Origin of the sequence: Nostoc sp. NZL (genome assembly GCF_015714705.1) — a bacterium.
Lineage (GTDB): Bacteria > Cyanobacteriota > Cyanobacteriia > Cyanobacteriales > Nostocaceae > Nostoc > Nostoc foliaceum_A.
The window spans coordinates 1-22536 of record NZ_WBKL01000040.1; the positions used below are offsets into that span (position 1 = coordinate 1).

Annotated in this window: 22 protein-coding genes and 1 pseudogene; 10 read left to right on the forward strand and 13 right to left on the reverse strand. The window is 41.7% G+C overall.

The features are described 5' to 3' along the window. Positions 1-276 (forward strand): annotated as a pseudogene (locus F8R90_RS05630) (ISKra4 family transposase); the annotation flags it as partial. Between the two features lie 252 nt (positions 277-528). On the opposite strand, the gene F8R90_RS05635 reads toward F8R90_RS05630, so the two are convergent. After that, positions 529-1650, reverse strand: a complete 1122-nt coding sequence (locus tag F8R90_RS05635) for a Gfo/Idh/MocA family protein (RefSeq protein WP_196509936.1) — start codon at positions 1648-1650, stop codon at positions 529-531. A gap of 104 nt (positions 1651-1754) precedes the next feature. Further along, positions 1755-2228, reverse strand: a complete 474-nt coding sequence (locus F8R90_RS05640) for a hemerythrin domain-containing protein (RefSeq protein ID WP_196509937.1) — start codon at positions 2226-2228, stop codon at positions 1755-1757. A gap of 1120 nt (positions 2229-3348) precedes the next feature. On the opposite strand from F8R90_RS05640, the gene F8R90_RS05650 reads away from it, so the two are divergent. The 6 genes from F8R90_RS05650 to minE all read left to right on the forward strand — a co-directional run bounded on the left by F8R90_RS05650 (position 3349) and on the right by minE (position 8775). Beyond that, positions 3349-3813, forward strand: a complete 465-nt coding sequence (locus F8R90_RS05650; RefSeq protein WP_196509939.1) for a DUF29 domain-containing protein — start codon at positions 3349-3351, stop codon at positions 3811-3813. Between the two features lie 248 nt (positions 3814-4061). Continuing rightward, the gene (locus tag F8R90_RS05655) at positions 4062-4724 is read left to right on the forward strand and encodes a hypothetical protein (protein ID WP_190899800.1); all 663 of its coding nucleotides are present in this window, start codon (positions 4062-4064) and stop codon (positions 4722-4724) included. 56 nt (positions 4725-4780) lie between these two features. Then, positions 4781-6106 carry a four-carbon acid sugar kinase family protein gene (locus F8R90_RS05660; RefSeq protein WP_196509940.1) on the forward strand — a complete coding sequence of 442 codons (1326 nt, stop codon included), beginning with the start codon at positions 4781-4783 and terminating at the stop codon, positions 6104-6106. 320 nt (positions 6107-6426) lie between these two features. Beyond that, entirely contained in the window at positions 6427-7467 is a 1041-nt protein-coding gene (minC, locus tag F8R90_RS05665; RefSeq protein ID WP_196509941.1) for a septum site-determining protein MinC, read from the forward strand. Positions 7468-7635: 168 nt separating this feature from the next. Further along, a complete protein-coding gene (minD, locus tag F8R90_RS05670) occupies positions 7636-8442 on the forward strand; it encodes a septum site-determining protein MinD (RefSeq protein ID WP_012410009.1) in 807 nt (268 codons plus the stop codon). Positions 8443-8478: 36 nt separating this feature from the next. Beyond that, a complete protein-coding gene (gene minE / locus F8R90_RS05675) occupies positions 8479-8775 on the forward strand; it encodes a cell division topological specificity factor MinE (RefSeq protein WP_190899806.1) in 297 nt (98 codons plus the stop codon). A gap of 370 nt (positions 8776-9145) precedes the next feature. Here the strand turns inward: minE and F8R90_RS05680 are convergent, their stop codons facing one another. Both F8R90_RS05680 and F8R90_RS05685 read right to left on the reverse strand, forming a co-directional pair. Next, positions 9146-10468 (reverse strand): hypothetical protein, encoded by a 1323-nt coding sequence (locus F8R90_RS05680; protein ID WP_196509942.1) that lies wholly within the window; start codon positions 10466-10468, stop codon positions 9146-9148. Positions 10469-10906: 438 nt separating this feature from the next. Then, entirely contained in the window at positions 10907-11149 is a 243-nt protein-coding gene (locus F8R90_RS05685) for a hypothetical protein (protein WP_196509943.1), read from the reverse strand. A gap of 178 nt (positions 11150-11327) precedes the next feature. On the opposite strand from F8R90_RS05685, the gene fmt reads away from it, so the two are divergent. Then, complete coding sequence (gene fmt, locus F8R90_RS05690; protein WP_196509944.1) at positions 11328-12359, forward strand: methionyl-tRNA formyltransferase; 1032 nt, start codon at positions 11328-11330, stop codon at positions 12357-12359. 47 nt (positions 12360-12406) lie between these two features. On the opposite strand, the gene F8R90_RS05695 is transcribed toward fmt, so the two are convergent. Together F8R90_RS05695 and F8R90_RS05700 are read right to left on the reverse strand one after the other, a co-directional pair. After that, on the reverse strand, positions 12407-12772 hold the full coding sequence (locus F8R90_RS05695) for a DUF6464 family protein (RefSeq protein WP_196509945.1): 366 nt from the start codon (positions 12770-12772) through the stop codon (positions 12407-12409). A 107-nt stretch (positions 12773-12879) separates the two neighbouring features. Then, positions 12880-14391, reverse strand: a complete 1512-nt coding sequence (locus F8R90_RS05700; protein ID WP_196509955.1) for a hydroxysqualene dehydroxylase — start codon at positions 14389-14391, stop codon at positions 12880-12882. A 281-nt stretch (positions 14392-14672) separates the two neighbouring features. On the opposite strand from F8R90_RS05700, the gene F8R90_RS05705 reads away from it, so the two are divergent. Beyond that, entirely contained in the window at positions 14673-15575 is a 903-nt protein-coding gene (locus F8R90_RS05705; protein WP_196509946.1) for a class I SAM-dependent methyltransferase, read from the forward strand. Positions 15576-15792: 217 nt separating this feature from the next. Here F8R90_RS05705 and F8R90_RS05710 read toward each other — a convergent pair whose 3' ends face one another. After that, positions 15793-16893, reverse strand: coding sequence for a calcium-binding protein (locus F8R90_RS05710; RefSeq protein WP_196509947.1), 1101 nt, complete (start codon positions 16891-16893; stop codon positions 15793-15795). Positions 16894-17168: 275 nt separating this feature from the next. Here F8R90_RS05710 and modB point away from each other — a divergent pair, with 275 nt between their 5' ends. Then, complete coding sequence (modB, locus tag F8R90_RS05715; protein WP_196509948.1) at positions 17169-18971, forward strand: molybdate ABC transporter permease subunit; 1803 nt, start codon at positions 17169-17171, stop codon at positions 18969-18971. Positions 18972-18983: 12 nt separating this feature from the next. Here the strand turns inward: modB and F8R90_RS05720 are convergent, their stop codons facing one another. The 6 genes from F8R90_RS05720 to F8R90_RS05745 all read right to left on the reverse strand — a co-directional run. Beyond that, positions 18984-19424 carry a hypothetical protein gene (locus F8R90_RS05720; protein ID WP_196509949.1) on the reverse strand — a complete coding sequence of 147 codons (441 nt, stop codon included), beginning with the start codon at positions 19422-19424 and terminating at the stop codon, positions 18984-18986. 1 nt (position 19425) lies between these two features. Further along, positions 19426-19833 carry a hypothetical protein gene (locus F8R90_RS05725; RefSeq protein ID WP_196509950.1) on the reverse strand — a complete coding sequence of 136 codons (408 nt, stop codon included), beginning with the start codon at positions 19831-19833 and terminating at the stop codon, positions 19426-19428. An 85-nt stretch (positions 19834-19918) separates the two neighbouring features. Beyond that, entirely contained in the window at positions 19919-20182 is a 264-nt protein-coding gene (locus tag F8R90_RS05730; protein WP_196509951.1) for a hypothetical protein, read from the reverse strand. Further along, positions 20182-20763 (reverse strand): hypothetical protein, encoded by a 582-nt coding sequence (locus F8R90_RS05735; RefSeq protein ID WP_196509952.1) that lies wholly within the window; start codon positions 20761-20763, stop codon positions 20182-20184. Before F8R90_RS05735 ends, F8R90_RS05730 begins: the two co-directional genes overlap by 1 nt. A 134-nt stretch (positions 20764-20897) precedes the next feature. Further along, on the reverse strand, positions 20898-21743 hold the full coding sequence (locus F8R90_RS05740; RefSeq protein WP_196509953.1) for a hypothetical protein: 846 nt from the start codon (positions 21741-21743) through the stop codon (positions 20898-20900). 3 nt (positions 21744-21746) lie between these two features. Next, on the reverse strand, positions 21747-22536 hold a 790-nt coding region (locus F8R90_RS05745; protein ID WP_196509954.1), incomplete at its 5' end, for a hypothetical protein.

The window sequence follows — 22536 nt, forward strand, 5'->3', positions numbered from 1 at the left end:
GGTCAGCTAGATTTAGCGATCGCACTATTTGTTGATTTGAAAAAAAAGCCTGCACAAAATTTTATCAGCTATCTTAAAAAGCATTCAGGACGAATAGTTAACTACGAGTATTTTTCTACTGAAGGTTTATGTTCTATTGGTTCTGGCGCTGTGGAATCAGCTGTGAAACAGATTGGTAAACGTTTAAAAATTTCCGGCGCACAGTGGAAATTAGAAAACGTACCTCGGATGCTACAACTTCGATCTGCTTATCTCAATGGTCAGCTTACTACCTGATATTTTTGCAAAGGTGAGATGCTCCCCAATTTCATCCCCTGTGAGTGGATATATTCCCTCAATAGTTCTCAGCAGTTGTACATAAATTACGACAGATGTGGTTCAAATAATGAGAACCCTATCCAATTCTCTCGTAATTCATCATCTTGAATTGTCGCGGTGCGTTAGACGTTTTGTCTAACACACTCTACGATTAATGGATAATTTATTATTTGATATCCCCTTATTTGGTCAAGAATACTTCAATCTATCTTACGACTGTCCAGAAGGTGCAGCAGCGTGAATTAGGTCTGGTTTCTCTTCAACAGGAGGACGCTCAATAGTTTGAGCCGATGTGGGACGTTGATAGTGATCGCGAGTTTGGATCTGCACAGGTTTACCCGTCTCAATTGATTGGTAAAGTGCTTGAATGATAGAAACATCAATCAACCCTTCCGTCCCAGATGGCTCTGGGTCTTTATCTTCGAGAATACAATCAGAGAAGTAGATAAATTCAGCTGCTAGTTGATCGTGCTCCTCAAAGGTACGCTCTTGGGTTTCACCATTAATTGTCAAGTAATGCTTCAGTTCTCCCTGCCAAGAATATGCAGGTTTTACTTGTAAATCGCCTTGAGTACCTACAATCTGATAGGTTGAAACATTTGCCGCTCCAAAGCTACAGGTAAATGTTGCCAATCGCTCATTGGGGAAACGCAAGATGACGCTAGCCATTTCTTCCACTTCACTGAAGCGTTGTTCTCCCTTATTGGCAGCTATAGCAAATACTTCAATTGGTTCATCTTGAAATAGATAACGTGCAGCATTAATGCAGTAGATGCCAATATCATAGAGCGTCCCACCACCTGTAACATCTCGTAAACGAATATTGCCTTCTTCCACTTGCTGAGTAAAAACCGAGGTAAAAATCCGTGCTTCACCAATTTGCTTTGAACGCACAATTTCGACTGCTTGCAAATTGGCTTCTTCTAAATGTAAACGGTAGGCAATCATCAGCTTCACATTATTGTCATTGGCTGCTTTAATCATTGCCTCACATTCTTGTTCAGTCGTTGCCATTGGCTTTTCACATAATACATGAATTGCCTGATTAGCAGCCCGTACAGCGTAGTCGCAATGCAAGTGATTGGGCAGCGCAATATAAACTGCATCAACCTCACCGCTTGCCAGACAGTCCTCATACTCTTCGTAGGAGTAAGTATGCTCTATACCATACTTTTTGCTCAGTTCTTCGTTTTTAGTGGGGTCATCTGAAACCAGTGCCACTAATTCTGAGTTTTCGGCGTGGGCAAACGAAGGTAAGGCAGCTTCTTGGGCAAACCAACCTAAACCAACAACGGCGTAACGAATTTTGCGCTTACCATTTGTAGCAGTCATGTTCCTACTCTCTGAATAAAGGAATAGTTTGGTGATTTAAATGCACTAATTATGTGCAAATCATGGTTAATTTTTTATGCAATCTATTAAAGAAAGTTGCATTATTACATTGCTAATGCAGCTTCTATATCTGGCATCAATTTAGCTTTAGCTTCCTGAAACTCTTGACCCAATTCAGTTAGCTCTTGCTCATCCATACATTCGCGCACAGCATTAAAAATTTCGCTTTCTTCTTCTTCTACATGATGAGCAAGTGTTTCCTTTAATTCACTCATTTTTTCTTTAAACTCAGAGTCAGTAGGCTTAAGTGCCTTAATCTCTTCTAAAATCACTGAAACTTCTTCATGTTCTTCTTCAGCTTCTTCAACATATTGTTCAGTTTCTTCATATTCTCGCAAAGCTGGGTAGAAGACTAATTCTTCAGTTCTTGCATGTAAGCTCAATGCTATATAGATTTGATTGAATTGCTCAACCAATTTTGCGCCCTTAGCTTTTTCTACTTCTGCAAAAAGTTTCTCAACTTGGCGATGTTCTGCTTCAATTAATGACAGAATGTCTGTTGCTTTAGTTTTAGCCATTTTTCCCCTCAGTAATAATCAATTTATAGGACTGAGAATTTGGAGCTTGATGAATGGGATTTCATATATTCTGAATGAATTGGTAAATTAAAACCTCATTCTTTCAGTAAGCTTTAATTTAGACTTAAGGAATATTTGCGGTATTGCACCTTAACTGAAATTCATAACCTCGGCATGATGGATACTGAGTATGTAGCGTTAGCAGCCCAAGGCTACGACCCAAATCTTGAAGATTCCCACAAATTTGGTGCAGCCTCACAAAGAAGTGGTGTGAGTCCTGAATACAACTAAGTTTTGCTTGTCTTTGATGTTACAACAGAAATACCAACTAAATACTTGGTATATATGGCAACTTACTTTCAAAAACAGAGATTATTGCTTTTGCGTCAAGCGCTTGATAATTCAACAGCTAACTTTCGCCCTGGATAATGGGAAGCTATTGAAGAATTACTCCAGCAGCGATTGCGTTTATTCCTTGTTCTCGATGACGAAATACTTGGCTACAGCCTTAATCATTTACAGCAACCGAAAGATATAAAATTTCTGTCGGAATGCCTGAATGTCAGACTATCTCAAATGCAGATTTGGTTAAATATAACTGCGAATCAAGGTAATGTGAGAAAAATTAACAGACGAGTCGCTTATATAATCAATCCCAAAAACTAAACTTTCTTTATTATGATGGTGTCACAGGGGGTATTTATATTCTGGTCAGAGATTAAAGGCAATTCTGGGTATTGAAAACCCGAAAAACAATTGGTGTATAAAACATACAGTGTCTAATATATGGCGGTTCCCATTCAGATGCGGTACAACATTACATCACGAGGTGTAGGGGCACGGCACTGCCCATTGGTGTCAACTTAAGCTAAAAGCCTTTTCAAATCTCGTTTCCAGCCTCTGGGCTGGAAATGCTGCTCTTGGTGGCTCTGCCGCCAGCAAGAGAGGCGGAGTCTCTAGGACGGCATTCCCGGTCGGAGACTGGGAACGAGACAATATCTAAAAGCTGCTTCTAGGCTGACTTTCACGTTAAGTTGACACCAATGGGCACTGCCCTGCCCCTACGGGTGTACCTCACCTAAACGAGAGCCGCTATAAATAATAGGAGTTTAATAAGTGTATGGTGAGACAAATACTACCAAAAACTCAGACTTTATACGAGCAAGATTATTACCTTTGGATCAGGACAACGATCAACCAGCTTCGCGCTGGTCAGTTTTCATCTGTGGATTTAGATAATTTGTTAGAAGAATTAGAAACGATGGGAAGAAGGGAGAAGCGAACAATTGAAAGTTTATTAATTAAGCTTCTTGAACATCTACTAAAATTTAAGTGTTGGGATGAGGAACGAGAACGTAATCAAGGACATTGGAAAGGGGAAATCAGGACTTTTCGCAGAGAAATTAAAAAAGCTCTTAAAGATAGCCCTAGCTTAAAACCTTACATTTTAGAAATATTTGATGAGTGTTATCAAGACGCAAGGACAGAAGCAAGCGATCGCTCTCAACTTCCCATTGATACATTTCCTGTTGTACTTATTGGATCTCTAGAACAAATTTTAGATGAAAACTGGTTTCCTGAGTAGAAGTGGTGCGATTTGGCAAATATGATCATTAAATACTCAACTTGATGTGCGCTTAAACGCGATCGCCTACATAAGTACTGTATTGTATCCAAATAGAGCAGGAAATAAGTGCAAATACTTTTTAGCTTTATTTAGTCATGTTGCACAGTCTGCTTTTTATCATAACTATACGTAACCACCCATTGCTTCTCTACCAAACCCGATTAAAATAAATACGCAACTTGGGCTTCCATAGGAGTTATCCAGCCGTGCAGCCGGACTTAATAGGTTTGGAAATTAGTAAGGGGGAACTAAGACGTTTAACTGGGTTCGATCCAGAAGACGTTTTTCGACCCTCTGTTTTGCGAGATAGCAAGAAGCGATTAGGGTTTTTGATTAATGAAATGCTGGTGACGCTGGCGCTAACGCCAATAATTGTTGGTTTTGTTTATGCGTTTATTATTCTGCCGACAATTGGTTCTTCAATTCGACTAGGAATTCTCTTACTAATTTTAGTGCCAATGCCGATATTAGTGGGGCGATGGCTGTGGCGGCAGTTGACCTGTCCCGAAGGACTGACAATACTTTTAGATGAAGTTGATAAATATCATGACTTGATCAGCGCCATAGATATTAATGACCAATTGGCAGCATCAGGAAACGTAGAAAGCAGTTTCCATGACCGAGATCAAGTAACCGCCGCCCTGCAACTGATTAGAGAAGATTTAGTCCGCGCTTTGAAAACGGAACGAATTTTGCGAGATAATAAAAAATTGCTTGCTAATAACCAAGAGTTATTTGTGAATAATTTAGCCAGTCTGCAAGCTTTACAAGTTAGTAGTCAAGCAGGCGAATATGCTCAACTGCTAAATCAATCATTGCAAATTGCGATCGATGTACAAGCAGAAATCAGAAAATTGCACAAAGGCTGAGTAGAGTTTTTCTTTGCTGATGACTTTTTCAAAAAACAATCGCCCCGTTGACTTAAATGAGCAACAAACCCAAAATAATTGTCTTGGATGATGACCCTACAGGTTCTCAAACAGTCCACAGCTGCTTGCTGCTAATGCACTGGGATGTAGACACTCTACGCAGCGGGTTGCAGGATGATTCGCCGATTTTCTTTGTGCTGACTAATACTAGATCGCTAACGCCAGAGTCAGCTGCATCTATCACCAAAGAAGTTTGCCAGAACCTGAAAATCGCTTTAAATGCTGAAGGAATCGACGATTTTCTGATTGTCAGCCGTTCTGATTCTACTTTGCGGGGACATTATCCCATTGAAACTGATGCGATCGCACAAGAACTCGGCCCTTTTGATGCTCATTTTCTTGTACCAGCTTTTTTTGAGGGTGGACGCATCACTCGTGACAGTGTTCATTACTTGATTATTGGTGGTGTACCCACCCCAGTGCATGAAACTGAGTTTGCCCGTGATTCAGTCTTCAGCTACCATCACAGTTACTTACCCAAGTATGTCGAAGAAAAGACTCAAGGACGAATTAGTGCCGAAGCTGTAGAAAGGTTTCTCTTAGCGGATATTCGCGCTGGTAGTTTGGAACGCTTGTTACAACTTAATGGTAATAAGTGCGCTGTTGTAGATGGTGAAACTCAAGATGATCTCAACCGCTTTGCAATAGACATATTAGCAGCAGCAAGTCAAGGGAAACGCTTTCTGTTTCGCAGTGCAGCAAGTATTTTAACGTCTTTAGCCGCTTTACCACCGCAACCCATTGCCGCCGAAAACATGGCGCAGTACGTGCGAAAAGGCAAACCAGGTGCGGTAATTGTTGGTTCCCATGTGAAAAAGACTACTCAGCAATTAGAGGCGCTGTTACGAGTAGAAGGAACAGTGGGAATTGAAGTAAATGTAGCGCGATTACTTGATGATGGGGCAAATCAATCTGCGGCACTGCTAACTGAAATTCAGGAAAATACACGGGCGGTACATGAGGCTGGCAAAACACCAGTGGTTTATACTAGCCGTCAGGAACTGAGTTTTAAAGATGTCAACACCCGATTGGAATTTGGGGCAAAAGTTTCAAGTTTATTGATGGATATTGTGCGGGGTTTACCATCTGATATAGGATTCTTAATCAGCAAAGGTGGTATTACCTCAAACGATGTCTTGAGTACTGGACTAGCTTTAACTTCAGCCCGCTTACTCGGTCAAATTTTAGCTGGTTGTTCAATGGTGTTAACGCCATCCGATCATCCCCAGTTTCCCGATTTGCCTGTGGTGCTGTTTCCAGGTAACGTCGGCGATGCTGATGCGTTGGGGACAATTCATCAGAGGTTGACCAAAACAGTCTAGAGTGTTTAGTGAAAATAAAAATAATTCCGAACTACAGCGGATTGCAAGTTAGTGAGGTACAGTATTTTGGTCTGCAAGCCAGATAAAAAGCCTTTTTTATTACAGCAGTTTTCAGGTATTTAGACCACGACTGAGACGGTGAATGGAAAGTAGGAACTGATGTAATTCAATTACTTGATAAAGCGCTGTAACTCCTCCTGTCTACTGCCTCCTGCCCCCTGCCTCCTGCCTCCTGCCTCCAATCTCCGCACTTTCTTACCTGACACTGATCTAATATTGGTAATTATTCGGAGTGTCCCTTGTCTTTTGGCTAGTACTGCATGACTTCTGATTCTGCGATTCCCAATCTAAAGTCAAATTCTGCACTTCCTAATGCAGAACCAAACTCTATCCATTCCGAGGTAGAGGTAAATCCTACTATTTCTGATGTAGAGTCAGATTCTATCCTCCCGGATGCGGAGTTAAAATCTGTCCTCCTTTATTTAAAATCAAATACTGTCCTTGAGGATGTAAAGTCAAATCCTGCTAACCCTGATGTAGAGTCAAATACTGATACGGCATCAGATTTTATCCTTACTGATTCAAATCCTAATGAGTCAGCATTACCAGGGCATCGCGTAAATGACAATACTCAAGTCCAGTTAAAAAGTAAGGAGGGACGACTTTTATTAATTTTGCCCCCGGAATCTCAACTATCTGCCTCAGAACTCAGTTGGTCTGATATTTGGCAACAAATAAGACAGCGTTTGAATGCAGGCGATCGCTTTCGGATATCTAATACTCCTGTGCATCTAATGGCACAAGACCGCCTAGTAGATGCTAGACAACTCCAAGAACTCGCCGAGGCTTTGAGTGAAGTCCAACTCCGGCTCATATCTGTCTCGACTAGTCGTCGGCAAACTGCGATCGCAGCCGTAACATCTGGGTATTCTGTAGAACAATTACAGCCAGTAAGTTCCCTGAGTTCAGAGCCAACGGCTACAGCCATACCCCAAGCAGATGCCCTCTATTTAGAAATGACAGTCCGCTCTGGAGTAGAAATTCGTCATCCTGGTACAGTAATTCTCTTGGGAGATTTAAATCCAGGTGGTATTGTAATTGCAGATGGAGATATTATCATCTGGGGCCGCCTACGTGGAATTGCTCATGCTGGTGCTGGAGGCAATCGTGAGTGTCTGATTATGGCCTTGCAAATGGAACCAACCCAATTGCGGATCGCAGATGCTGTAGCTAGGGCACCAGAAAAACCGCCAATGCAGTTTTCTCCAGAGGTGGCACATATTACGCCCCAAGGAATTCGCATCGCTAGGGCTACTGATTTTTCCAGAAACCAATTCACCAAGAGCAATCAAGAGCCATAAATATTTACTTAAAGGATGAAGTAGATAAGGATGAAATAAAACAAATATTAATGCCTCGCCCTCATTAGGGAGAACAGATATTTCTTCATACTTGATACGATACTTCATACTTTATACTGCAATTTACTGTTTTATATTTTCTGAACCCTTATTGACCGTATTTCTATCATGACTCGCATTATTGTGATTACCTCCGGCAAAGGAGGAGTGGGTAAAACCACAGTTTCAGCAAATCTGGGCATGGCTTTAGCCAAAATGGGGCGTCAAGTTGCCTTGGTTGATGCGGATTTTGGTCTGAGAAATTTGGATTTGCTGCTAGGGCTAGAAAACCGCATCGTCTATACTGCGGTGGAAGTTTTAGCCAGAGAGTGCCGTTTAGAACAAGCTTTGGTGAAAGATAAGCGCCAACCCAATCTCGTCCTCCTGCCGGCAGCCCAAAATCGCTCCAAAGATGCAGTCACGCCTGAACAGATGAAGTTATTGGTGAATGCACTGGCGCAAAAATATCAGTATGTGATCATCGATAGCCCCGCCGGCATTGAAAATGGCTTTAAAAATGCGATCGGCCCGGCAAAAGAAGCACTAGTTGTCAGCACACCAGAAATTTCCTCAGTTCGTGACGCTGACCGGGTAGTGGGGTTACTAGAAGCACAAGGTATCAAGCGTGTTCATTTAATAATTAACCGCATCAGACCCGCAATGGTGCAGGCAAATGATATGATGTCAGTGCAAGATGTTCAGGAACTTCTCGCCATTCCCCTGATCGGGGTAATCCCTGACGACGAGCGTGTTATTGTATCTACCAATCGCGGCGAACCCTTAGTGTTAGCGGAAAATCCCTCTTTAGCTGCCACAGCCTTTGAGAACATTGCTCGTAGATTAGAAGGGGAAAGTGTCGAATTTCTGGAGATCGACTCGTCCCAAGACAGCATCTTCGCCCGTCTACGAAGGTTGTTGTGGACAAAGATTGTTTAACTTACTTTTCCAGTCTCCGCCCCAGACCTATTCGTAATGATTGAACTTCTAGAACGACTTTTTTCTCGCGGTCCTGATAGCAGTCGAACTCAAGTTAAACGTCGCCTGCAATTGGTGATTGCTCATGATCGCGCTGACTTAGATCCTCAAACGTTGGAAAAAATGCGGAAAGAAATCCTAGATGTAGTCTGTCGCTATGTCGAAATTGAGACGGAGGGCTTGGAGTTCTCCTTAGAAAGCAACCAACGAACGACAGCTTTAATTGCTAATTTGCCCATCCGCCGGGTGAAGGGTGCTATACCTGAGTGGGAAAGAGGTGATAAGCCTCTGTAGTTTTTATTTTAAATATTTTTAATTTAGCATTGCTGTTTTCGTCAGTTTCGCTCTATTTTCATAAGTTTTAGTTACTAACTTCACAACAGAATTATTAGCATTCCAGTCCATAGTGGATGCCAAGTATAACGCTGCTTCAATCTCTAAACGGATATTCAGTTGTTAGTTGTAGGTGAATTCTCCGATACGCTTCATAAATTGAGTACGGAGAGAACTATTTTCTAGTCCATTATTTTAGACTTATCAAAAGCCTAGAAGCAATGCCTACGGCGGGAAACTACGCACGATTCAGAACGAAAAATATTTATCACATAAAAAAATCCCGTTGTCGCCAGTGACCACAACGGGAGTATATAAGATTTTTAATAAACTATCGGTAGGCCATTTGTGGGCCTGCCCAAATTTCTGTAACCTTTTTACCAAAAGTAATCGGCTGATCTTCGTCTGTTGTAGGTACAGTCTTGCCATCATTAGCAACTTGCATTAGTGGCCAGTTTTCGTCGCCCAATTCACCCGCACGAAATAGCACATGATTCGGTTGCCTTTTACTCCAACCTAACAATACTGCAATTTTTTCATGCTCATCTTCCTCATTAGCAGGAGCAACTGTGTTAGCGTGATTTTTTTGCCGATCCCAAATAACTGCACTATCTGTGGAATCGCCTGTGTTAAATATACCTTCAAACTTACGTGCTAAGAAGCGATCGCCTTTTTCTGACCAGCTAACTGGAACTAATACCCCAATTTTACCACTCGTATCAGTTTCTTCTGATGATGCCGCTTTTACAGCCTTTACCTTTAATAAAGGATCGCTAACAGGAGTAGTTGAAGCCATCACCCACAACTTCTTGCTTTGCATATCTTGGACAAACAGAACGCTGGTGACGCTGCTGTTGTACATTTCGGGTTTTACCTCTAGTTGCACCCGGCTATAAATAGCATATTTACCATCTGGAGAAACCACGGGTACGCTACGGTAGTGACGCACTCCCGAACCACCCTTGGAAGCAATAGCTTCTTGAGTCGCTGTAATCCATTTCCAAGGAATAGGATGAGGACTACCTATAGGATCTATTTGTTCTGCTTGGGACTCATCACGTGGTTCAGTAACTGGTATTTCCGTCGTTGTAGTTGGTTGTGATTCTCTAAGAGTTGGTGCTACTTGAGTTGCTGTCAAAGATCGAGTAAAAGACTTTTCTCTAAAAAGAGAATTTTCTTGACCTTTCAAAGACTTGATATTAGCAGCTTTGAGTTTTCGTACTAAATTAAGCTGACTGACAGGAACATCCGTTAATGGTGCGAGTTCAACTGCTGCCAAAGAATCAGGAACAATTAAATCGCTGTTTGACACAGAACTATCTGTTTGATCCAAAGGCTCAATTTTATCCGCTAGTAATACTTGCGGTTCCTGGACAGCAGTACTTTGTGTTGGCACAGAATCAAATTCTTCTGTTGAGGAGTTGATTTGATCTGTTGTGAATATTTCAGCTATCTCAGGTTCCCCAACTACAGCTATTTCCTTTGATACAGAGTCAGAGCCTCCAGTTATGGAAGTTAGTTTAGCTACTTCGGATCTCACTGGGATCGAGTGACCCGATGCCCCTAGTAAGGGTGCGATCAGTATCACAACGACAACGTAATTGAGAAATGGTTGCGCGCGGAACCATCCTGACAGCAAAAGGGGTTTAAGCATTTGTAGACTCTCTAGAGGGGGCGATCGCTATGTGAGAAGCAATACCTATGCAGCAATGGGGCAGGCGGTAATTATATGTATAACAAGAAACTAAAAACAATGACTAGATATTTTCTTCAAAGTTTGCAGAGTTTTACAAAAATTAAGTATCATTGTCTACACCTTTACATACTCAGGTACTGAATGTTTTTTGTCAAAAATATGCGAGTATAGTAAATATGCTGAGAACTCAGTAATTACTACACGATGTATAAGGCTGCTGTTGCTATACCCAACCACACCAAAAACAGGTACTAGTTAAGGGAGATCCAAGGTATAGTTTGGGCTAATGAAGCTGCCAACCAAGAGTAAGATAACTCGGCTGTTGGGGATCGTACTAGCGATCGCTAGTACACAGAAAAAAAGCCAAGTTACACACTAATATAAGAGGGCAAACCCTCATAATGGTAAACGTGAGGCGTTACGTAAAAAGCTGGGAAAGCAGATGCATAATACATCATACTCAGAAAACACTGCTATCAGCAACCCAAAGTTATAAACTGCAATCTCAACTACAGAAATAGCTAGAAGACGCAATAGTTTTTTACAGACCCAACTGTATTTAACGCCAATTTTCGGCAAATCAGCAGGAACACAACAAAATTTACTCGGTAGATGCTCTAGTGGCTCGTGACGAGACACCACTAAACGATTAGGTTAACTAAAGGCAATGCAGTTTATAGTACCTGTTACACCTGTTAACTTAACTATTAAGTTAATCAAGCAGCCTTTGGTTTCACCAATACGAAAATATTGTACCACCAAACAGCCGATATTATTTACCATTAACTAATGACTAACGATTAACAAGTAATTATTAATGAAAATAGTATTCTTTGGTACACCACAGTTTGCGGTGCCCACATTGGAAAAGTTATTGAATCATTCAGAATTTGAGGTGTTGGCAGTTGTCACCCAACCAGATAAACGCCGGGAACGCGGAAATAAACTTACTCCTTCACCCATAAAAGCGATCGCTACTGCTCACAACTTACCAGTATGGCAACCCGAACGGGTGAAAAAAGATACTGAAACTTTAGCCCAACTCAAACAATCAGACGCAGATGTGTTTGTTGTTGTTGCCTATGGACAGCTTTTATCATCAAAAATATTGAATATGCCAAAGTTGGGCTGCATTAATGTGCATGGCTCGATTTTACCGAAATATCGGGGTGCAGCGCCCATTCAGTGGTGCTTGTACAACGGTGAGAAGGAAACGGGGATCACGACCATGTTGATGGATGTGGGGATGGATACCGGCCCAATGCTACAAATAGCCACTACACCCATTGGATTACTGGATAATACCCAAGATTTAGCTGAAAGACTAGCTGCGATTGGTGGGGATTTGTTGGTGGAAACTCTGTTGAAGTTGGAACGCCAGGAAATTCAACCAATTCCCCAAGATAATTTAGCAGCTACTTATGCACCTCTGATTCAAAAAGAAGATTATGGTTTGGATTGGTCAAAAAGCGCTATCCAACTACACAATCAAATCAGAGGCTTTTACCCTAACTGCACCGCTACCTTTCGTAACAACCTGTTTAAAATCACCGCTTCTGCTCCCCTTGGTTCTATAGGCGATGTCTGGCGACAAGCCGCTCCGCGTCTACGCGATCTACCACCAGAATTACAAGAAATAGCATATAAATTACCCGATTTGTCAAACTTATCAGATAAACCGGGAGTTGTAGTGAGCATTGCCAAAGGAATTGGGGCGATCGTCCAAACTGGGGAAGGTTTGTTGCTGTTGCGAGAGGTTCAGCTAGCTGGTAAACGTCCCCAGTCGGGATGGGATTTTGTTAATGGTACCCGCTTAACTGTGGGAGAAGTTTTTGGTGCGGGTAGTTGAGATAGTTGAGGGAGTTGAGGGAGATAAGGGAGAATAACTGTTAACTTCTAACTGTTAACTTCTAACTTTTCATAAAAGCGGCAAGATTCGCAAGGGCCATCTGGGTTGACTGCACAGCGCATGATTTCTGAATGAGCATTGTAGGAGCAGGTAGCATCGCCAATTACCCAACGCCCTGCTACCAAACTTTTCTCGGATGGTCGTTTAGCCGACTGCACGTAAATGGCAATATTATGCAAGCGGTAGCGCCCTGCTCTAAGTTGGTATCGATGGCGGCGTTCTAAAACTGCGTAGGTTTTACCTTCAAAATCGAGATAGTTTCCGGGTTGGGGTGTCCAATCAAGTTGCACTTTACCGAGGGACTCACGCGGATGCGTCAGAATCACCTCGGTTTCTAAAGAGTCTGGCTCCATAAGCTTATGTGATTTGATTTACATTCTAAGGATGGTATTGCAATAGCTTCCTTTAGCTTACCGAATTTAGATTACAATTAATGACTAACTCTTCGCGTCCCTACGGATTAAGGCAACCAAAAGTCAGGTAGGATAGATTTGCCGAAGTCACGCAAAGTTTGGTTGAGCGATCGCGCCACTTGGATATGCGCTTCATCCTCTTCTACAGCTAAAATCTCAGATGGCTGACCTTCTCCCAAATAAGACACCACCAAATTCGCCGCCTCCAAACCAGTAACATAAGCCTTTTCCTGTGACCAGGAACCATGAAGGTTCACAATCCAATCCCCACTCATAAACACATTCTCAAAACTTGTTTTAGCGGGCAACATATAACGATAACTACCAGGTGCAAAGTGAGTCACCGCTTGAGGCAGCCGAATTACGCTGCTATCAATGATCTTTGCCTCCCGAAACGTCGGTACACAAGTTGCTAAATAACCCTGAACTATTGGTAAAATCTCCTCATCACTCAAACTGAGAAACTGATTTGCGTGATAAAAATCAGCTTCTATAACTGTTCCTGGCTCATCCCGATATTCATCATGTAGAGCATTCAAATCAAAAAACGTCCAACCTGTACTTGTGTCGAATCCAAAACAAGCATTAGAAGGACGAGGAATATCAATTTTGCGGTCAAACCATAGCCGCGTTGCCAAAACATCAATTGCTCCTAAATTGCTTAAATTACGGAATTCTTCACGGCTTTGTAAACAAGGGCTAGTTGAGACAATTTTCTTCATACCCGTGATTCCAACCGCAAAAATCACTGCATCTGCATCAAAAACTTCATCGCCACAAACCACACCCTTTGCTCGATGATTACTATCAACAATTAAGTCTGTAACCCGTCGCTTAGGCAGTACTCGCACGCCAGCTTTTTCAATCCGTTCCACCCAAGGACGAAATATCTTTTCTCCAACAGTTCCTCGACACCAAACTACATCAAAATCTGGTTGATGAGCCAGAATAAAAAAGTAAAGCATCCCTAAAGTTGCTGCGGCTGAACATTGTTCGCCAGGGGCAAACAAGCCCACTAATAACATTGGTTCAAAAGCATCGCGGTAAAGCCGTGCAGAAACGTTAAAGTCTTTGAACAATTCACGGGCAGTTACAAAGTCATAGCGCCGCCAAGCTGCATCAGAATTGTCAAAATCAACAACAGCATAAAGTAAAGGCAACGCACTGAGACGGTCAATTAGTGGCAGCCGCTTAAACTGAGTGTAGAGAAAAGTTCCTAGTGGCGAGGGAAGTCGTGGTAAGTCTTGAAAAATTGGTGATTCAACTTCCAAACCTGCTGGCGAATATTGTGAAGAACGAGTCCAAGTAGTAAAAGGATTAATTCCTAATTCATTGATTAGGGAAAAAATGTTTTTGTAAGGATACCAGAAGCCATGAATGCCAGCTTCAACAGATTTTCCGGCGGCTGTTTGCCAACCTGCCACTAATCCACCGGGATAGGGACCTGCTTCTAGAAGTGTCACATCATAGCCTTGTTTTGCCAAGTGGTAGGTTGCTCCTAAACCAGCCCAACCTGCACCTACAACCACCACCCGTTTTTGTTGTGACCCTTCTACCACCATCCCAGCCTCCGATTGTTGCAGTCTATCAACTAATGTATACGAACTTGCCGCTCTCATCAGATGACGGCTTGCTATTACAACGGTTTTCGTTTGGATGCAATACGTGCTTTGGTAGCACAGTTGTGCGCCTCTACGAACTATATGCCATCGAATTGCAAACAGTTATAGACTTTGAAGAAAGGCTCAAGTGGAGCGCTTCAGTAAAAATCCCTTGCGGTTAATGCTGAGTTAAGAGTATAACAGAAAACAGACTTGACTATTCATGAGGAATAATCCTAATGACTCAATTAGCAAATACAAAATTCAGTTTAAATGACTTTGAATTACGAGATGGCATTTATTTTCCTAGTGACTATGAACAATTGAATAATACTCAACATAAAAAAACATGGGACGCAATTGGTAAAACATATTATGGTTCCCAAAAAATTGAAAAAGTTGCAGATACATCGCCCATTAAACAAGATTACACTCTGCTAACTGGCACACCTGGAGGGACTTGGAACAAATTTCCATTGAATAAATCTGTTGGCTCTATTCTAGAGATTGGTTCTGGTTATGGTCGCGCACCTTTGCATCTCTCGAAAGCGAAAAATCTGAGATGTGAAAAATATTATGGAATTGATATTTCTGAACCTTTGTTGCGGCGGTTAATTAAGGTTAAACAAGAATATAATTTTTTTCCAGAGGCTGAATTTAACTTGATTTGCACTTCTGCTGAAATATTGCCTTTAGAAGATAATTCTATAGATTTGGTAATTTCTAACTGCGTTTTTATGCATATAGCAGATGCACAATTAAGAAGTTTGTTAGCTGATATATCTCGTGTACTAAAACCTGGTGGAATTTTTGTTTTTAATCATTCCTTTCACAATAAGTCTTGTCCTTCTCATATTATCCACAATTTTATCAGAAGGCTGAATCCATTTGTGAGAAATCCAGTTTATCTCAAGCAATATTCTGCTACTGAAATAAATGAAATGTTAGCGACTGCTGGCATCCAAACTAAGTGCCCACAATACATCGTCGAACCAACGCAAGAATATGCAATTTTGCCGGAAACCATTAAAGGAATTCCAGTGCCCTTTGCTAATGCTATTAACAGAAGTCTTAAACCATCAGATGCTTTAAAAGAAACTTTTGCCTATGGTTTTAGTGCCTACAGCACGAAACTGGACTAATTAAAAACTATCTTGCTGTCATTAGTATTCGACAACCTAAAATTGCTGGGTAAGAGTGGGAAGTAGAGACGCGATTCATCACGTCTCTATGGAGTCAGGAAATTACAAACTTTTTACCCCGGAAAGTAGCCAAAGTGCAAGATTTTTTTATTAACTGAATACAAAGAATCTACAGAGGCATAACATTGTTGTGCCTTTGTTTTTGCAAGAAAACCTTTTAAACAATAAAATCTAAAAGTGTAGATACGTTTGTAGTATCTTGCACAACAGCAATTAGGTCACTATTTCTGTAAATCAGGGTATCTAAGGCTGCGGTACCGATGAAATTAGAGGTTTTTTGAAGACTGTAAACATTGATACTACCACCAATCCTAATTTTGTCACCTTCCGATCGCTTGAAGTCTGTGATGATGGCATATCCACTACCCAAATAATCAATGTTGGTAAAAGATCCGTTATAACCAAGACTAAATGTATCCGCCCCAGCACCGCCAGTATACCTGTCAATTTCGCTACTATCACCGCCGTAGCCACTCAAGAAATCATTGCCTGCACCACCAAGCATTGTGTCATTTCCACGTCCGCCGTACAGCAGATCGTTACCATCTTGACCACTCAAGTAATCATTGCCTGCGGGAGTACCGCTACCATTAGTGATTTCGTCACCAAAGAGGACATCACCACCTATTCCACCATAAAGAGAGTCATTACCAGCCCCACCGATTAGGTTGTCAATACCATCACCACCGAAGATATAATCGTTCCCGCCTTTGCCTTCAAGGTAATCGTTTCCTCCAAAACCACTCAGATAGTTTGAGTAATCGTTTCCTGTAATCTTATTGTTGAGGCTGTTGCCGAAGCCATAGTAAGCAGTATCCGCATACAACAATGTCAAATTCTCCAGATTTGCTCCGAGAGTGTAGTTTGTATAGGATGCAACTGTATCAGTGCCCTGGTTACTATATTCAATAATGGTGTCAGCCGTATCCCCCGTCGCAGAGATGATGTAAGTATCATCGCCTGTTCCACCAAATAAACTATCAGTGCCTGCTCCACCCCATATAAAGTCATTGCCTGCTTCACCAAAAATAACATCGTTGCCGTTATCTCCGAAGAGATAATCTTTGCCTGCACGCCCTAGTATGGTGTCGTTACCGTTGCCCCCATAAACATAGTCATCTCCTTCTCCAGCATCGATAATATCGTCTCCGCCTTTGCCATAAATTCTATCGTTGCCTGCATAACCAAAAATGGAGATGTCAGCGGATTCAGTACCGTTTAAATTGTCATTACCAGAAGTGCCGTAGATAGCAGCCATAAATAATCCCTTTTGCTATTTTTCTTAGGACTTACGCAAATGTCATATCTTTTTCGTAGAGGATTTTCAGGGCGGAGTCTTTGCCTTTGCTATCCCATAACAGAAAATATATCTGCTAGTTGCGTGAGTCTTAACATATTCTTTCTCCAATATGAGTATTCTGTTTTTCAGATTTTCTTCATTGTTCGTAATCTAATTGACCAAGTTTTACCAACTTTTAGAGATTAAAGTTGGTAAATTAGGGATTAATTGAGCTAACTCTTCCCCACGCAACTATGCCATTGGATTTATCGCCTCTTTGGATATCACTCAAAACTTCATTACTTGCTACATTTATCACCTTCTTCTTGGGTATCGCTGCTGCCTACTGGATGCTGGGATATCGTGGCAAAGGTAAATCGTTGATTGAGAGTATCTTTATTGCGCCACTGATTTTGCCCCCCACCGTTGTAGGCTTCTTGTTGCTGCTATTTTTTGGCAAAAATGGCCCTGTAGGGAAACTCATGCAGGCTTTTGACTTCACCATTGTCTTTACTTGGTATGGTGCTGCGATCGCAGCTACTGTAGTTGCTTTCCCATTAATGTATAAAACTACGCTAGGAGCGTTTGAACAAATAGATGGTAATCTGCTGCGAGTAGCTAGAACCCTTGGTGCAACTGAAGCCACAATCTTTTGGCGCATCAGTTTCCCCTTAGCGCTACCCGGCATTGTAGCTGCCACAATGCTCGCTTTTGCCCGTGCTTTGGGAGAATTTGGTGCGACATTGATGCTGGCTGGTAACATTCCCGGACAAACGCAGACAATCCCAATGGCGATTTATTTTGCTGTGGAAGCGGGAGCAATGAACGAAGCGTGGTTTTGGGCGATCGCAATTATGGTGATTTCTTTATCTGGAATTATTGCAGTCAACTTCTGGCAAGAATGGAGGGAAAAGAGGAGGGGAGCAGGGAGCAGGGAGCAGGGGGCAGGGGGAGAAATTCTCTACACGCCGCACTCTAGCTTTGAATCTGGTGGATTATTTATCAACATTGAAAAAATCCTTCCTAGCTTTCATTTAAAAGTTGGTTTCAATACTGATGAGCAACCTTTGGGATTGTTAGGGGGTTCTGGAGCAGGTAAAAGCATGATTTTGCGATGCCTGGCGGGAATAGAAACGCCCTCTTCTGGACGTATAGTTTTAAATGGTAGAGTCTTGTTTGACTCTGAACAAGGAATTAATCTACCTAGCCGCGATCGCCGCATCGGTTTTTTAGTGCAGAATTACGCCCTGTTTCCCCACATGAGTGTGGCGCAAAATATCGCTTTCGGCTTGCCCAAAAAATTATCTGCTGGTAGTATTCGGGTGCAGGTAGAACAGCAACTAATAGCGATGCAGTTGCAGGGATTAGGCGATCGCTATCCGCACCAACTTTCAGGGGGTCAACAACAACGGGTAGCCTTGGCAAGAGCTTTGGCAAGTCAACCGGAAGCGTTACTTTTGGATGAGCCATTTTCCGCACTTGATACCCATTTACGTAGCCAATTAGAACAGCAAATGACAGAAACTCTAGCTGGCTATCAAGGTGTGACTCTATTTGTCACCCATAATATGGAAGAAGCTTATCGGATTTGCCCGAATCTGTTGGTATTGGAGCATGGTAGAGCTGTTCACTATGGCAGCAAACATGATATTTTTCAGCATCCTACTACCGTTAGTGTTGCCCAACTTACCGGATGTAAAAACTTCTCTCGCCTTATTCTCCAGTCGTCGCAACAAGTGGAAGCAATTGATTGGGGTTGTACTCTTCAAGTAATTGAACCAATCAAGAGCGAATTATCCCACGTCGGCATTCGTGCCCATCAATTCATTTTTACCAACGACTCATCACAGGAAAATACTTTTCCCTGCTGGGTAGTACGAACAAGTGAAACGCCCCACCGGATGACGTTGTTTCTAAAACTACATTCGGCTGGCAAGAATTCTCAAGATTACCATCTGCAAGCTGAAGTCTTCAAAGAAAAATGGGTGACTATGAAAGAGCAGCCTTTTCCTTGGTATGTGCGTTTAGATCCTCTGCGCTTGATTTTGATGGAGTGAATCCCCAGTGAGTTATTCGTCCTGCTGGGTAGTCTCTTCATACTCGCGAATCTTAAAAGCAGTATCGCGCTGTAAAAACTGCTGAACATCGCGTGTGTAGAAAAGAAGCCGTTTGAATTTGTGGTTAATTTTTTGATCTAGCTGACCAAGAACCATCTGAACAACATCTTTCCGATTTATGTATTCTTGGATGTGTAAATCAAATTTTTTATCTAAATCTCTGATTTTTTCAGCATTACCGGCATAAACTTTTAAAGCTTCCTCAATCTGAGAAATCGAAGACGAAATTCGATTCATTTTACTAATGACGTTGACCGCTACACCTGCCAAAACCGAAGCGCTAACAAGAATCCCTAAAAATACTCCTGTAGTTTCAAGAGTTAGTGTTATACCTGGGGGGCTGGAAGAGTTTGTAGCAGCTATTGTTGAGTAAGTTTTAACATCAAGTTTCATTTCAATTGTTGAGTATCTGGTCTAGTTTAAAATTAATATTACCGAACTCTTGATTTAGCAATATTTCCTCGGATGTATCATCTACTCCTGTGTACTCCCACACTGTCACAGAGGCACGAGGAAACCACCTTGGTACCTTGATACCGACAGCGTAAGATGTAGAAATTTTTTCAAAAAGAATCAGGTTGATTTGGCTTAAAAATAATGGTTGACCTTTAACCGTAGTTGCATCTTGACTGCCACCAACTACAAGCCCAGTGCTAATTTTTTGGTTAATGTATCCGGCAAATCTCCATATTGAATCTGCCGGGACATCAGTCTCTACACTAACTGCAAGAATAAATTTATCGAGCAGGAATGGTATTGCTATTTCAGGAATAGGATTAATTAAATATTTTCCATTCTGCATTGGAACCTGGACAGCATTAACGTTGATAGAGTATATGCTTTGCCAGTTATCACTATTATTTAATTCAACTACTCTCACACTCTTGCTATCCGTGAGAAATTACAAAATCAACGTGGTCAGCAAATTCATCTAAAATCTCAAACGGATTAGGGATGCCGTAATACTCCAGTTTATCGAGGTATTCAACAATATCAATTTTCCCGGTTAGCCAGTCTCTACCCGCTTGGTTGATGGCAAGCATTCCCTGAAATTCAGATTCGGAACAGTTACCATCAACATCGACAGATAGCAGGTCTAACGGATCATTTGGAGTCCAAATAATTCCAGTGCGTTCTGCTATCTTGCTCATTAGCCTTCAGGAGTGAATTTAGCCCGGTTTTTACCGTCGTTTCCTGCCAAGAAGGTAGTGTAAGCTGATTCACCTTTGATAGCCAAAACAGCCGCATCGTAGTCTTGTCCACCAGCATTTTGACCAAAAGCACAGGTAACAGAATCTACATCCGGTTTTTTGTAGGAAGCACCAATAATCCGACTATTTTTTGGAGTAGTCCCAGGTACAACAGCGGTAAGCGTTAGCTTGGCAAACTTAAACTTTGCCGTGTTAATCAAAATTGGCGTGGTTAAGGCCGCAAATTCAGTGCCAGTGGTCGTATAGCTGGCAAGCAGCCCACGTAGCACCTCAGCCGTCCCAGCTCCTTGCCCGGTTTGTCCGCTCTTGATTAATCGAGCAGGTAGGTAGACCTTGGTAGCCCCAGCAGTGCCAAATGGAGAAACATAGCCTGTTTCTCTTTCTGTTTTCACACGTTTGGTTTCGTCGGTGACTGTGGCATAAGCAGCTTGTCTTGCGGCTGGATCGAGTGCAAGCCAAGCTTTATATTTGTCATAGCGTGGCTTTTGTGACTCGTAGCGTTGCAGGTCTCTAAAACCCATAATTTTTTACTGGTGATAATTGTTACAGCTTTCACCAACTCTAGCCCTTTAAAATCCTTAGAATTTTCTATGGAAACCTAATAGGTTTTTACCTTTATTTTCAGCCACAGTCCGCCCGTGACATCTATTGCACATCAAGGATATTTGACTAATCCCTGGTTTTGAAGCGTTGTATCTAGTAAAAAGACTGGTGGGACAAGATTCCCTAAAGATATGTAGGCACTTCTGAATCTGAGAATCGCCACAGGTCTATACCGCCGATTTTGTACCTGTTTGCCTAAGATCGTGACTTTCCCAGCTGTTGCCGTTGTCGTACTGGGTTTGTCAGGGTCGTTTACGATCACTCTCTCTGCTTGAAAGGGTACATCAATCACGTTACAAATTTTTTGATAAATTTCTACTCCGTCAGTCCGAGAATTGACAAGCAAATAATTGCCTTTTGGAAATCCATTATCAGGGTCAGTATAACTAGCTGATTTATTCCCTGCTGTGTAACTTATTCCCCTACTACTTGATAAAAAACTAGTTTTAATTTCATTAGCAATTTCTGTCATGTTCGCCTTGGTAATCGCTGGTTTGGCGTTTCCAGTTGAACAAGAAAATTTCATTAATCTTACAGATTTTTCATGCTGTATGGGTGACTCTTCAGGAGGGGAAGCAGATTCATCTTGAGAGAAAACAAAAAATAATTGTGGATGTCCAGCAACAGGAGGAGCTACATCAAGTCTATTCCCATAGAAAACTGCTAGATTTTTTTTACCGTAGCCAATAACGTTGTAAAAAAGGTCTGACCTCATCCAAGAGGCGTACATATTATCGTTGTCTAAAGCCCGGCAAGCTAGCTTTAAAGATGGTCTTACCCCGGATAAATCACCATTACCTTGAACATCTTTAAAGTATCTATCGACCCGGCGATTATGTTCTTGATTCCAAGTTCTCTGGAGATGTTCAATATTGTCAAAACCTTCTGGCAAGGACATTCTTTAATCCTCCCCATCAAATAAGTCTGAAAAATCAAAATCTAATGGTTGAGAATCAGTTTTAGACTGAGCTTCCTTGGCTTTTAATTCGTCAGGTTCTGGAATAGCTGTAGCTTTGTTTGCAGGCTTATCATCTTCTTTTACGGCTTTTACAAACTCGGTTGCAGCTGTTGTTGATTCTGTTACGGCATTTACCACATCTAATGGTGCTTGCGTCACCATTTGGATGGTACTTGCACCGTTTTGCAAACTTTCTAAAGCCTGAGTGACGCGATTGAATTTAGGCTGTGGGTTCATCCAGCCATAAGCATTTTCTAAAATCACTCCGCCTTTTTTTAAAGCATTTCCTATCTTCCCTGTGTAAGCTGCTATCAATTCTGAAGCTTGTAGAATAGTTTGGGATAAGTTTAAAAAGCTATTAAGAAGATTGGTGGTTGCCTGATATATCCTATTAGCCTTAGCCCAGGCTTCTTTTAAATTAGTATAATTATCGGTTCCGATTGCACCTTTAATTAAATTTTCAATACTACCGGATATAACGCTACCTAAATCAAAAGAAGATCCATCTTCTTTTTTTAGTCCGATTAAAGTAAGCAAGTTATTAATTGCACCTAACAAAGTTTGCCCAATGTCATTACTTAGCATCAAAGCATTGTGTACTGTGGCTGCAAAAATTAAGATATTAAGCACTCTATCGAGATGCATCCAATCAGCAAAGCGTGACAGCTTGCCACCGATACCACCCGGAAGTTGATCGCCCAATCTTGATAATATTGTTTGCTGTCCTTGGAGT